Source organism: Kordia sp. SMS9, from assembly GCF_003352465.1.
Lineage (GTDB): Bacteria > Bacteroidota > Bacteroidia > Flavobacteriales > Flavobacteriaceae > Kordia.
Genome location: NZ_CP031153.1, coordinates 1685924 through 1700861 on the forward strand (window position 1 = coordinate 1685924; position 14938 = coordinate 1700861).

The window sequence follows — 14938 nt, forward strand, 5'->3', positions numbered from 1 at the left end:
AAGTGTTAAAGTAAAGTTAAGTTTATATTTTTTTACTATTTTTAGGGCTACTAACTATTAACCAACTTTTTTATGAAAAAATTTACCTTGTTATGTATGCTAGCGTTGTTCAGTACGTTTGCATATTCTCAAGTACTAAATCAGGCTGCTGGTTGGCCGAATACCAACTGGTCGGTCACTGGAACATATAATGCTGATCCAGGCGTTTTTGAAGCCGATCCAACATTGTCAGCAAACTTTGCTTATGACGATGATGATGCAGGTAGTACGAGTGCAGATGACATTGCTGCTGAATCGCCTGTTATAGATGTTTCTGCTGCATTTACAGCAGGAGAAACTTGGCTAATTGTAGATGTTGATTACACATTCAATCAGCTAGGAGCTACATTAAATTTAGAATATTGGGATGCTGATGCAGCCGCTTGGGTTGTATGGCAAGAATTTGGTGCAACTGCCGATCAACCTTTCGGAGACTTTTGTACTGGAGGAAGAGATTCTTTTACAAGTGACCCTTTAAATGTCTCAGGATTTACCGCTACACAACAAACAGGATTCCGTTATCGTTTATCTTATAATGATAATGGTGGTTGGCAATGGGGCTTTTGCTTCGATGCGCCAACAATCACCTCTGCGACTCCGCCTTCTTGTATAGACGTTTCCAATTTAGCAGTGGCTAATGTAGGCGCAACATCAATAGATGTTAGCTGGGATGCGAATAATGGAGAAACAGCATGGGAAGTTGCTATTCAACCAGCAGGAACAGGTGTTCCTACAGGTGCAGGAACTGCTGTGACGACCAATGCTCCATATTTGGCCACAGGATTAATGCCTGCTACTGCGTATGAAGTATATGTGCGCGCAGATTGTGGCGTAGACGGATTTAGTAACTGGGTAGGACCAATTAACTTTACAACATTAAACTTACCTCCGCCAGCTCCAGTAGGTGTAACATGTCCTTCAGGATCTTCAACGTTCTTATTTACAGAAGATTTTGAAGTTGATCCACCAGCAGGTTGGACAGGAACAGGTTTTGACGGTTCTAATGGAAATTGGGACATTACTGCCGGAGGAGCAAACTCTGGAGGAACAGGACCATCGGCTTCTTTCAATGGAGGAAATCACTTAGAATATGAAGCATCAGGAAATTCATCGACGATTGCATCTGCAATAAGTCCAGCAATAGATTTATCTACGGCGACTGATGCCGCAGAATTAACTTTTTTCCTTCATGCATTTGGAGATGATATAGGAACCTTGAATGTAAATGTAGGAACAAGTGCAACAGGTCCTTTCAATACAGAATTAACATGGTCAGGAGATATACAAACTGCAGATACAGACGCATGGGTTCCCGTAGGAATTGATTTAACTGCATACTTAGGACAAGTTATTTATATAGAATTTAGCTATGGAGGAACAGGTGCAGGATTTGAAGGAGATTTATCCATAGATTTTATGCGTGTTGAAACATGTGGCTCTTTCTGTATTGCTCCAAGTAATATTTCTGCTGCAAACATCACAACAACATCAGCAGACATAAGCTGGGATGCCAACAATGGAGAAACAGCATGGGAAATAGCAATACAACCCGTAGGAACAGGTGAACCAACAGGTGCAGGAACGGCAGTAACTACAAATGCTCCGTACATGGCTACAGGTTTAAACGGTTCTACAACATATGAAGTATACGTGCGAGCAGATTGTGGACCTAATGGATTTAGCATTTGGGCTGGACCATTCACATTCACAACAGATAACTTGCCTCCACCAGCTCCGGTTGGGGTAACATGTGCTTCAGGAACTTCTACTTTTATTTTTTCAGAAGACTTTGAAGACGATCCACCATCAGGTTGGACAGGAACAGGATTTGACGGTTCTAACGGAAATTGGGATATTACTGCTGGAGGAGGAAACTCTGGTGGAACAGGACCATCCGTATCTTTCAGTGGTGGAAATCACTTAGAATATGAAGCATCAGGAAACTCATCGGCAATTGCATCTGCAATAACTCCAGCAATAGATTTATCTACAGCAACTGATGGGGCAGAATTATCATTTTATCTTCATGCTTTTGGAGCAGATGTAGGAACTTTAAATGTAAATGTTGGTACAAGTCCAACAGGACCATTTACCAATGAATATGCTTGGATAGGAGAATTGCAAACAGCCGATACAGACGCTTGGGTTCCAATTGGAATTGATTTAAGTGCATATTTAGGACAAGTTATATATATAGAATTAAGTTATGGAGGTGCAGGAACAGGATTTGAAGGAGATTTATCTATAGACTTTATGCGTGTGGAAACATGTGGTTCTTTCTGTATTGCACCAAGTTCATTAGCGGTTGCCAATGTAACGGACACCACTGCTGATCTTAGCTGGATACCAAACAACGGTGAAACAGCTTGGGAAGTTGTAGTACAACCAGCAGGAACAGGGATTCCAACAGGTTCAGGAACGCCAGTAACTGTAAATGCTCCATACACAGCAACAGGTTTAACTTCTACCACCGCATACGAAGTATATGTTCGAGCAGACTGTGGCGGAGGAGTTTTTAGCACATGGACAGGTCCAGTGAACTTCTTTACGCAACCATCAGCTCCAACTGGAGTGAGTTGTAGTGCAGGTGGCGCGGCTGGTTTTGTCTTTATAGAAGATTTTGAATCAAATCCACCAGCAGGTTGGACAGGAACAGGTTTTGATGGTTCCAATGGAAACTGGGACATTACTCCTGGAGCCGCAAACTCTGGAGGAACAGGTCCTTCTGCATCTTTCAATGGTGCAACACATTTAGAATATGAAGCATCTGGAAACTCATCAGGCATTGCATCTGCAATAAGTCCACCAATAAATTTAACTACGGTACTTGATGATGTAGAATTGTCATTCTACCTTCATGCGTTTGGTGCAGATATAGGAACCTTAAATGTAAATGTTGGTACAAGTCCAACAGGTCCATTTACAACAGAATTTACTTGGACAGGAGAGTTGCAAACAGATGATACAGATGCTTGGACTCCAATAGGTGTAGATTTAAGTGCATATCTAGGTCAAGTTATTTATATAGAATTAAGTTATGGAGGTGCTGGAACAGGATTTGAAGGAGATTTATCCATAGACTTTTTACGAGTGGAAGCATGTATTGATACCACGATACCACCATCATGTACTTCTTTAACCTCACCTTTAAATGGAGCTACAGATGTCGAAATTATTGGAGGTAACATATCTTGGGCACCTGCAGTAGGTATTGTAACAGATTATAATGTAACTGTTGGAACTACTCCTGGAGGAACAGATGTTTTCTCAGGAAACGTAGGTAATGTTACAAATCTCGCATTAGGAGATTTATTGTATGAAACTACATATTATGTAACAGTAACACCACTAAACACCAATGGTCCAGCTGTAGGCTGTATTGAGGAAAGTTTTTCCACACGACTTGATCCAAATCAAGTAGTCAATTTAGTATGTGCTGATGGACCAATTACGGTTAATTACTGTTACGATAACGATGAAGAAACTACATTCTTATTTACTTCTGATACAGGATTCCCAATACGAATAACTTTCGATTTCGGTACTATAGAAGCTGGTTTTGACTCTATAACTGTCTATGACGGTTCAGATCCTTTAACTAGTCCTGTTTTATTTGATGGAGATAATGGAGGAGACCTTACAGGTTTAACTTTTGAATCTACTTTAGGAAATATCTTAATAGTGATCAATAGTGATGGTATTGTCAGTTGTACTTCTGGTGCATTTACAACATGGCAATGGACCGTGGAATGTTTAACATGTTTTGATCCATCAGCAACATTTAGTGTTGTTGACGATTGTATTACAGGTGATCAATTCCTAGTTGATGTAGAAATTACAGATTTAGGAGATGCTGGTTCTGTAACAATTACGGATGATTTTGGTAATCCTTCTCAAGTAGCTACGGCACCAGGAATATACACTTTTGGACCCTATGCCAACGGAACTAATGTTGGATTCTTCGTAGTTCATGATGATGACAATAGTTGTGGATTGACAAGTTTACCAATAACACAAGCATTCTGTCCAGATCAAGAGTGTAGCATTATTAATGCAGGATATGATCAATTGCAGACATGTGATATGACATCAACTGACTTATCAGCAACGTTTATGGCAAGTTCCATAACATCAAATACAAGTTCATACACCATAAGTGACTTAGATTGTCCACCAGATAATTTAACTGGAGATCCAACAAGTATTACTGCGGATGATAGATGGTCTGAAGTGATCGACTTAGGGTTTGATTTCCAATTTTTCGGACAAAACTATTCGCAAGTAGTAATAGGAGGAAACGGAATTGTTGCTTTTGATGTTACTTTAGCAAATGGATTCAATGACTGGTCTTTTTCTGAAGATATCCCAAATCCTGCTTTGGTACAGGGTGGAGGAATACACAGAGCTGCCGTATTTTCACCATACCACGATATTCATCCAGGTATTGGTGGGCAAATTGAATATACTACGGTAGGGACAGCACCAGAAAGACAATTTAAAGTTACATTCTTTGAGGTACCATTATTCTCATGTACCACATTGTTAAGTACACATCAGGTTATTTTATATGAATCTTCAAATGTAGTAGATGTATTAATATTAGATAAGCCTACTTGTAATACTTGGAATGGTGGAAGAGCTTGCGCCGGAATACAAAACGAAGCAGGAGATGTTGGATATGCACCTCCAGGAAGAAACACAAGTGATTCTCCTTGGACGGTAACAAATCAAGAATTATGGCGATTTGTTCCAGACGGAAATCCAAACTTTACGTTTGAGTGGTTCGATGAAGATGGTAACGTGATCAGTAACAATACTGACATTACGGTATCACCAACAGAAACCACTACATATACGGCTGCTATTACCTATGCGTTGGCTGATGGTTCTCTAGTGATGATAACAGATGATGTCACTGTCACGGTACAGGCAGATCCTGTCATTGGAGATTTAGTAACCTTAGAAGCTTGTGATGAAGATTATGATGGCGTAGTTGTCTTTGATCTAACAGAACAAGATTCCAATGTCACTTCGTTAGCAAGTGGTGTTACAATTTCATACTATGAAACCATGGCAGATGCGGAAGCAGGAACAAACATGCTTGCGGATCCAACGCAATATTCAAGTCCTGGAGGAACTGTATATGTTCGTCTTGAAGATGATGTTACAGGATGTTACTCAACAGCGGACTTCCAAGTAAGCGCATTATTCCAAATAGATCCAGCTAATATTGCATTAGAAGGTGAATGTATGGAAGGTGAATTTGTGATTACCGTAACCCCATTAAATGGTGGATACGATCCAGCAACGGTAACGTACGAATGGTCTGGCGGTTCATCATTTGATAATGACAGCGATCAATTCGTTGCAACAGATGATGGAGAATATACAGTAACGATTACTTCTGCAGACGGTTGTTCTAGTGTACAAACATTTACAGTAATCAACGCTATGTGTTCATTCCCGCAAGGAATTTCACCTAATGGAGATAACAGAAATGATAGTTGGGACTTACGAGCATTTAGGGTGCAAGAATTAGAAATATTTAATTCTCTTGGTCGTTCTGTGTACAAACAGAATAACTATACGAACCAATGGAGAGGTCAAACAAATGATAATGATGAATTACCAGTAGGTACTTATTTTTATGTATTGCGACTAGAAAATGGAGAATCTAAAAACGGATGGGTTTATTTAAACAAATAGATCTCTATAATTAAACATCTAAATTCTTAAAATATAATATTACATCATATCATGAAGAACTTATATATCGCACTATTTGTATTACTTTTTTCGCTACCATCACTTGCGCAGCAAGATCCGCAGTACACACAGTACATGTACAATATGGCAGTTATCAATCCAGCATATGCTGGATCTAGAGAAGGAATATCTTTAGGTGCACTATACAGAAATCAATGGACCGGATTTGACGGTGCCCCAAGAACATTTACGTTCTTTGGGCATTCGCCAGTCGGTAAAAACGTAGGGTTAGGTTTATCGTTAATTTCAGATCAGGTTGGACCTGTTAAAGAAACAAACACCTATGTTGACTTTGCATATACATTAAACTTGGGAGGCGCTCATAAATTGGCGTTTGGTATTAAAACTGGACTTACTTTCCACGATATTGGATTATTGTCAGAAGTAAATCCAACACTTATTGATCAAGGAGATGAAGCCTTTTCAAGCGATGTAAATAAAACAACTTTTAATATTGGAGCTGGACTTTTTTACTATACAGACAACTACTATTTAGCATTATCGGTGCCTAACTTTTTAGAAGGAGAACACCTTGATGTCAATGGAAGAGCATTTGGTTCTGAAATACAACATTATTTCTTTACGGGAGGGTATGTATTTCAAGCAAGTCCAAACACTAAAATAAAGCCTTCATTCTTAGTGAAGTCAGCTTTTGATGCACCAACATCATTTGACGTCAACTTGAATGCCTTATTTTATGAAAAATTTGAAATTGGAGCCTCGTACCGTTTGGATGATTCTTTCAGTGGAATGGTCAACTTTGCGATTAACCCGAGATTACGTATAGGCTACGCCTACGATGCCGTAACTTCAGAAATATCTACTGTAGCCAACGCATCGCACGAAGTATTCTTACTATTTGATTTATACTTCCCAAGAAAAATTTCTCGTTCGCCAAGATATTTCTAACCTAATACGCCAATAACAATGAAAAAACTATATATATTACTTCTAGTTCTAGCCACATCTAATGTGTTTGCTCAGAACGATAAAACTAGAAAAGCAGATAAGCTATACAACAGGCTTGAATATGTAAAAGCGGCTGAGAAATATCAAGAAATTGCTATTGAAGAAGCAGATGTTTATGTATACGAACAGTTGGCCAACTGTTATTACAATCTTTTTAAAACAGAAGATGCAGAGCGTTGGTACAGACAAAGTATTTCTGAAGGAAACACCAAATCAGAAGTGTATTTCAAATATGCACAAATGCTGAAAGCAAATGGAAAATATCAAGAACACAACGAGTGGATGTCGAAGTTTGCTGCCGCAAAGCCAAGCGATAAAAGGGCGATTGCCTTTAATAAAAATCCAGATTACATTCCACAGATTTTAGCAAAAGTCACAAAATTTGAAGTAAAGAATTCAGAAATCAACACACAAAATTCAGACTTTGGAGCCTTAGCTGTAAAAAATACAGTATACTTCACGTCTACGCGTGATGGAGGAAGAACATATGGATGGAATGGACAACCATTCTTAGACATTTACATGGCTTCGTACGATGGAAATGGAGAATTGTCTAACGCGATTGCTTTATCAAAAGACATCAATACAAAGTTCCACGAAGGAACCGTAAGTTTTTCACCAGATGGAAAAAAGATGTACTTTACGCGTGAAAATTACTATGATGGTAAGTTCAAGAAAAATGAAGACGGTAAAGGAACATTAAACCTCTACACGGCAACAATGTCTGGTGGATCGTGGACCAACGTACAACCAGTGCCATTCAATAATGATGAATATTCTGTAGGACATCCAGCGGTAAGCGCAGATGGGAAAACATTATATTTTGCATCTGATATGCCAGGAGGCTTAGGACAATCAGATTTATACAAAGTTTCCATTAATGATGATGGATCTTTCGGAGAGCCACAAAACTTAGGAGGTGATATCAATACGGAAGGAAGAGAATTTTTCCCATTCGTGAGTAGCAATAATACATTATACTTTTCTTCTGATGGACATTTAGGAATCGGAGGATTGGATGTATTTGCTTCAAAAGTAAAAGGAAATTCTTTTGGTGCAGTTCGTAATTTAGGAACGCCGCTAAACAGTAACGCTGATGATTTCTCGTTTACGTTTGATGAAGAAGGTAAAAAAGGATTTGTAGCTTCGAACCGCGAAGGTGGAAAAGGAAGTGACGATATTTACGAAGTAAGCCTCATCAACCCTATTTGTGATGTGGATTATGTAGTGGTTATTACAGACAAGGAAACAGGTGCGGCGTTGAGTGGTGCCGCAGTAGTATTGGCTGATGACAAAGGAAACAGCGTTGGTACCAAAACTACAGATGCAGAAGGTAAAGTAGTGTTCAAAGTAGAATGTGACGTGTCTTCAGTATTGTCAGCTTCTCTTCAAGATTATGTTTCACAACAAGTGGACGTTAACAGTGGAGATGATCCAACAAGAATGGTGGAAATTTCGCTGGAACCAATTGAAGAAATTATTGAAGATGTAATTGTATTAAATCCAATTTATTTTGACTTCGATAAGCACAATATCAGACAAGATGCAGCTTTTGAATTGGACAAAGTAGTCAATGTAATGACAAAATATCCAAACATGGTCATCAAAGTGGAAACACATACAGACATCAGAGGTTCTGCTCCATACAACCAAAAACTATCGGAAAGAAGAGCAAAATCAACAGTACAATACATCATCTCAAAAGGAATTGATGCATCACGTCTTAGCAGTGAAGGAAAAGGAGAAACAGTGCCTTTAATTGACTGTGGAAGCAAATGTACAGATGAAGAACACCAACAAAATCGTCGTTCTGAATTTATTATCGTTAGCAAAGACTAATTAAACATATATGATAACATAAAAACCTGTAACTATCCGTAGTTGCAGGTTTTTTTATGCAATACACTTTCAAGTATACCTCAAAATTAGTAAGTTTATTAAAAATCATTTCTATGACAATAACTATAAAAGATGAATCCCTTACGGGCGATATTCTGAATCAAATACAAATTGCTGTCGAAAGTGAAATTATCACGGTAAAAGATATTATTGAAGCAAGAGTTATCTCAGAAGTAGAAACGTATAACAACAAGCTTCCAGACTATTTTAAAGGTTTTATTCGTCCCACAGCATCCGAAGAAACATTAAATGGTTACAAACTCAAAAAAGCGAGCGCAAAAATAGATGCTGAACAACAAACATTTATCGCATTAAATGCTTTCCAGCAAAATGGATATCTCGTTTTAGTAGACGATCAGCAAGCAGAAAGTTTAACACAAGAAGTAATAGTTACAAAAAAAACCACAGTAAGCTTTGTAAAACTGACGCCACTCGTTGGAGGATAAACTAAACATATGGGATTCACAGACAGTTTAAAAAAATTATTTGCCGCAAAAAAAGAAGCGGAAACTCCAGAAAATGCAGTGTACGGAGCGCAACTAAAAGAAATTCAGCAAGAAGCTTTCTTAGAAGGATATACCTATTCAATAGCATTTTCAAAATTAAAAACGTACAAAGCACTCAAAGCAAAAGACGCAACTTTCAAAAAGGAATTTGTGCAATACTTGGCTGAAAAAAATATTGCGATACTCAAAAAAAGCACAATCAAATCACTTTCAAATAGTGAAAGTACCACACGAAATATTTGCAATAGCCTACTAACGGCATTACTACGTAGCAATCTTGAATATAAACCTGCGGAGTTTGCCAAACTGATGGATTTCTTTGAAAGCTCGTCAGCTTCTAAAAAAAAATACCTCCATTTTTGGAATTGGCCTATAGGTTTTGCAGTTCAACAAATAGAAAAAAGTGTAAAGAAAAATGGGCTATCTCTTGAGTGGAAAGCGTACATAGAAAAATTTCTAGCGTCTCCCGCAATGGTAAATAAGAACAATTATTGGGGATCAGATTTGGATAAGATAGAAGCAAAACTCAAAAAACTACTTTTTGACGAGCAAAATACCACAGGAAAAACGCTTCCATATACACATGTAGAAGATCAATTTGGAGAAATGTTCAATCCAGAAATTCTTGCATTAGAAGAAAACCTACGTGATCATTTTTATCAACTATGTCATCTATTTTCCAAAGTCTCTAGCGGGAAACCTTCACAACGCTTCTTAAAAAATACAAGTAAAATCATTGATGATATCGGAATTGCCAAATACAAAGCAACCGTGCATCCGTGGTTAGCATATATTATACAACTCAAAGAAATAGAAAAAACGGTGCATAATACGTATTCAGGACAAACCTATACACATACGTATTACACATTTCTTGATGAAAAAAGTACAGTACTTCTAAAAGGAATGGTGTGGAGTTTGGCAAAATTTCATGATACGGAAACCTTAAACTTGGTCGCAAAACTAGCGGAACGTTGCTATAAAAAAATCCCTAGTGTTGGACCAGCTGCGGCTGGAATTGGGAATGCGTGTATCTATGTATTAGGAAATACCAAAGGACTTGAAGGAATCAGTCATTTATCACGCTTAAAACTAAAAATAAAGCAAAACAATACACGTAAACTCATTGAAAAATACATTGAAGCTGCTTCTATAAAACTAGGAATTTCTTCTTCAGAAATAGAAGAACTTTCCATTCCTCATTTTGGACTAGATAATGGCGCAAAAACATACACTTTTGACGATTATACATTAGAAATACACATTCAAGAGCTTGGAAAAGTGAGTCTCATCTGGCGAAAGCCGGATACAAAATTGCAAAAAACGACGCCTGCATTTGTGAAAAATTCTTCCAAACTCGCTGCAAAACTTAAAAAAGCCAAAAGTGAGGTAGCCCAGGTAAAAAAATACTTGACTGCACAACGAGATCGAATTGATCGTTTATACTTAGACGATCGTATTTGGAGTTATGAAAATTTTGAAAAACATTATGTAAATCATGGATTGGTTAGTTTTATCGCAAAAAAGCTTTTATGGCAATTCAAAAAAGAAGAAAAATTTATTACCGCTTTATATATAGATCAGCAATGGACAACTGCGGCAAATGAACACTTAGATTGGATTACTGACGAAACCGAAGTGCGTTTATGGCATCCAATTCACGAAACTGTTGATGGTGTATTATTTTGGCGAACAAAACTAGAAACACTTCAAATAAAACAGCCGCTAAAACAAGCATATCGAGAAGTGTACATATTGACAGACGCCGAAATAAATACAAAAACATATAGCAATCGAATGGCGGCACATATCTTAAAACAGCACCAATTTAAGGCATTGACGAGCGTTCGCGGATGGAAATATTCACTTTTGGGGGCGTTTGATGGCGGATATGATGGAGATGTAGCTAAAATTCAAGTAAAAGCACATGGAATAGAAGCACAATTTTGGATCAATACCTTACATGCGGAAGAGGAATTTAACGATGCTGGAATATGGAATTATGTAGCCACAGATCAAGTACGATTCATGAAAAATGAAGAAGTCATGGATTTGTTAGATGTTCCAAAGCTGGTATTGTCTGAAATAGTACGCGATGTCGATTTATTTGTGGGAGTTTGTAGTGTTGGAAACGATCCGCAATGGCGAGATAACGGCGGATTGCCACAATACCATGACTATTGGACCAGCTATTCTTTTGGCGATTTAACCGAATTAGCAAAAACCCGAAAGCAAATTTTAGAAAAACTACTGCCGCGATTAAAAATTAGCAAAGTCGCTACAATTAAAGGGAAGTTTTTACACATAAAAGGTTCCAAACGCACTTACAAAATTCACATTGGAAGTTCTAACATTTTAATGGAACCAAATGATCAATATCTCTGTATTGTACCTGCGAGAGGAGAAGATAAAAAGACGAAAAATATCTTTTTACCGTTTGAAGGCGATCGCGGATTATCTCTAGTTTTGAGTAAAGCATTTTTATTGGCGGAAGATCATAAAATTACAGACAAAACCATTTTAAGTCAAATCAATTAATGATTGAAAAAGAAGCACTTAAATCGAAATTAAAACAAACACACATTGCCGTAGTTGGTTGTGGTGGTTTGGGTTGCGGAACAGTATTGTCGTTAACATTGCTCGGTGTTGGAAAATTAACCATTATTGATGATGATCGTGTAGAAACAGACAATCTACAACGTCAAATTTTATATGATCTTACTTCGGTTGGAAACTATAAATGTGATGTGGTAAAAGAACAATTACACGCACGAAACAACACCATAGAAATTACAAGCTTCAAAGAACGATTGACTTCCCAAAACAGCGAAAAATTGCTCAAAGAAGCAACTATTATTGTTGATTGTACAGACAATTATGCTGCGCGCTTGGTCATAGATGCATATTGCAGCAAACAGCAAATTCCTATGATTTATACAGGTGTAAAAGCTGCGGAAGGACATATCTCAGTCTTCAATTATAATGGAGGAAAATCATTGACGGAAACTTTTGCAAACGCTCAAGAAGTGTTTCAAAATGAAGATTGCAACGACTCCAACGTCATGCCGCAAATTGTAAGCATAGCATCAAGTTTTCAGGTGAACGAAGTTGTTAAAATTCTACAAGAAGCTTCAACTGTATTGCAAGGAAAACTACAAGTATTCAATCTTTCAAAAAATGTATTTCGGGTTTTTGACCTAAAATAACGTGAGTTCGATATAAATATTATGCTATGTACATTATTGTTAATACATTACACTTAATGTCAAATCGAGCGTAGTCGAGATTCCTTTGAAAATATCAATTCTTAGCTGTTCTCGACTGCGCTCGAACTGACAAGTGTTTATTTTTCAGTAAATTACAAGTAAAATAAAGGTTTTTTAAGTCGAACTCACGTTAAAATAGGCAATACTATTTCGCGAAAAAATAATCACGTAGTATCACGCTTAAAAAAACCAATACTACTTTCTATATTTGAAATAACCAACCATTCCATATTATGAAAGTTATTAATATCATTCCAATTTCACAAACTGGAGTTCATACTGATGCACATTACTTTGACGGTCTTCCGTGTTTCAGTCCTCACAGAAATGCAATACTATTTGAACGCGCTTATTTGTTGCATCTTAAAGTAGAATCGGTATTATATACTAAAGTGATACTTATCGTTGCTCTAGCGCTTCTTGATATTGGAATCCGTTACAAAACGGCAACCAAGGAAAATCTTAAATTTATATGGAAGCAATAACCGATCACGAAAATTGACATCAAAATGTCAAAAAACCAAGTATTTATACCGTATTTTTTTAAAAGTTTAAATTCTATATTTGATTTAATCATTTCGATGCGATTCCCCAAAATGCACTATTACAATTTGTAACCCGACTATAGTAATGACCATGCATGAACACATACTCATTGGAAGTGATACTTCTGTTTCATTGGCGGCGATTCTTAAAAGCTTGCAGACAATGAATCAGTATAGTTTTATTACGGCTACGCGTGTGTCAGATATCTTGCAACTTTCAAAGTCAATACAGCCAACCTTGATTATTTTAAGTTTTAGAGACAACCAAAATGTGATCAATTCATTGCTGTCATATCATAAAGAATTTGCAATTCCAATCGTCTGTTTACACACCAACAATCAATATCGAGAATTAAAAGTTCGCGAAAATATGGTGGTATTTAGACAATTGTTTGAATATGGAATGCAATCCAACAATTTAATTACAAACATTCTGGGAATTTTAAAATTAATGAAAAATGCACAAGGAGTTTCCATATCAAAAACATTTGTGCCAAAAGGAAAATTTGCTCAAGATCAAAGTAAAGATTTAACACGATATACACTCGAACTTGATCAAAAAAAAGCAGTTTTAGACAAAATTAAAGAACGGATCAAACAATTGTACGGTGTTGTGGATGCGACTACCAAAACAAAATTGATGTCGATTGTCAATACCATCAAAATGACGCATAACGACCGCAAACATTGGGACGATTTTAAACACTATTTCGAAAATATCAATCCTAACTTCATCAAAACGCTCAGTGCAAAATATCCTTGTTTAACAGCAAAAGACCTAAAATATTGTTGCTATCTCAAAATGAACATGTCTAACGAAGACATTCGACTCATTTTTGGAATCAACCAAGAAAGTGTACGAACGCACAAATACAGGCTCAAGAAAAAAATGGTATTAGAAAAGCATCAAGACTTGCGCAATTATTTACAAACGTTTGCCAATTAATAAAAGTTATGATTTGAAATTACTGCAAAGGAAAAAAGCAGGTTTTAGTATGGTAATTTGAATAGGTAAATGGTGCAAACCTAAAAAAGAAGCTGCCTTTTACAGCAGCTTCCCAACTATAGTTATACATTAAATGATTCTTAAAAAGGACAAGCCAAAGCCGATGGACAGTCATCTATAAAAGATCCGCAACCTTGACCGCCAAACGATGGGCAATCTAGCGTAAGCGGGCAATCCAATGTCTTAGGACATAAAAATGTGTCTGGACAGTTGATAATCGTTCTCGGACAAAATATAGTTACAGGACATGCCAAGGTAACTACCGTTCCTCCTTGTACTTGACTTTCTTCTAGTTTTGACACTACGTTTTTATTCAGTGTCAACTTCTTTAAATTGGTTTTCTTTTTTTTCATGATTTAAAAATTTAATGGATTAGTAAGGACAGGCAATAGTGTCAATAGGACAAGCAATTGTATCTATTGGACATACCAACGTATCAATAGGACATATCTTAGTGTCAATAGGACAAATCCAAGTATCAATTGGGCACACAAGCGTATCAATAGGGCAATTCCAAAACGTATCTACAGGAACTGGACAAACTTGTACTGAAAGCTGGGCACCTCCATTTGCTTGTTGACTTTCTAATTTTGATACAACACTTTTGTTTAGTGCCAACTTCTTTAAACTTCTTTTGTTTTTTTTCATGGTTTGTAAGTTTTTTAAAAATTATATTTCTTTACCGTTACGTAACAGTCTTACAAAGATTCATTAATTCACTTGATTGATAAACAGCTTTATAGATACTTTTTTAGGGTGTTTTTCCTGTTTTTTAAATAGTGAAAAAACGATGTTTCATTCACCAAACGTTTGTACTAGTGTATTTTTAGGGTGAATATAATTTCAGAGCTTTTAGAAAATTGTTTTATACCAATTAAACTATAAAATGGGCTATAGAGACGAAGTTGCTTTGGTCTCATAGAACGCCGTGAATGTTTTGAA

General features: G+C 36.9%; 10 protein-coding genes. 8 read left to right on the forward strand and 2 right to left on the reverse strand.

Going from position 1 to position 14938, the window contains the following annotated elements:
• Positions 1-72 precede the first annotated feature (72 nt).
• The 8 genes from KORDIASMS9_RS07290 (at position 73) to KORDIASMS9_RS07325 (ending at position 13936) form a co-directional block, all read left to right on the forward strand.
• Positions 73-5745 (forward strand): fibronectin type III domain-containing protein, encoded by a 5673-nt coding sequence (locus KORDIASMS9_RS07290; protein ID WP_114902214.1) that lies wholly within the window; start codon positions 73-75, stop codon positions 5743-5745.
• Positions 5746-5796: 51 nt separating this feature from the next.
• Positions 5797-6714: a type IX secretion system membrane protein PorP/SprF gene (locus KORDIASMS9_RS07295; protein WP_114902215.1), complete on the forward strand. Its 918-nt coding sequence runs from the start codon at positions 5797-5799 to the stop codon at positions 6712-6714.
• An 18-nt stretch (positions 6715-6732) separates the two neighbouring features.
• The gene (locus KORDIASMS9_RS07300) at positions 6733-8613 is read left to right on the forward strand and encodes an OmpA family protein (protein ID WP_114902216.1); all 1881 of its coding nucleotides are present in this window, start codon (positions 6733-6735) and stop codon (positions 8611-8613) included.
• 113 nt (positions 8614-8726) lie between these two features.
• The gene (locus KORDIASMS9_RS07305; protein ID WP_114905175.1) at positions 8727-9119 is read left to right on the forward strand and encodes a hypothetical protein; all 393 of its coding nucleotides are present in this window, start codon (positions 8727-8729) and stop codon (positions 9117-9119) included.
• A gap of 9 nt (positions 9120-9128) precedes the next feature.
• Entirely contained in the window at positions 9129-11717 is a 2589-nt protein-coding gene (locus KORDIASMS9_RS07310) for a DUF4132 domain-containing protein (RefSeq protein WP_114902217.1), read from the forward strand.
• Entirely contained in the window at positions 11717-12385 is a 669-nt protein-coding gene (locus KORDIASMS9_RS07315) for a ThiF family adenylyltransferase (protein ID WP_114902218.1), read from the forward strand. The genes KORDIASMS9_RS07310 and KORDIASMS9_RS07315 overlap by 1 nt, the downstream gene beginning before the upstream one ends.
• A gap of 293 nt (positions 12386-12678) precedes the next feature.
• Complete coding sequence (locus KORDIASMS9_RS07320) at positions 12679-12930, forward strand: hypothetical protein (protein ID WP_114902219.1); 252 nt, start codon at positions 12679-12681, stop codon at positions 12928-12930.
• A 151-nt stretch (positions 12931-13081) separates the two neighbouring features.
• Positions 13082-13936: a hypothetical protein gene (locus KORDIASMS9_RS07325; protein ID WP_162819806.1), complete on the forward strand. Its 855-nt coding sequence runs from the start codon at positions 13082-13084 to the stop codon at positions 13934-13936.
• Positions 13937-14076: 140 nt separating this feature from the next.
• Here the strand turns inward: KORDIASMS9_RS07325 and KORDIASMS9_RS07330 are convergent, their stop codons facing one another.
• On the reverse strand, positions 14077-14349 hold the full coding sequence (locus KORDIASMS9_RS07330) for a class I lanthipeptide (protein WP_114902221.1): 273 nt from the start codon (positions 14347-14349) through the stop codon (positions 14077-14079).
• A 19-nt stretch (positions 14350-14368) separates the two neighbouring features.
• Entirely contained in the window at positions 14369-14644 is a 276-nt protein-coding gene (locus KORDIASMS9_RS07335) for a class I lanthipeptide (RefSeq protein WP_114902222.1), read from the reverse strand.
• Positions 14645-14938 lie beyond the last annotated feature (294 nt).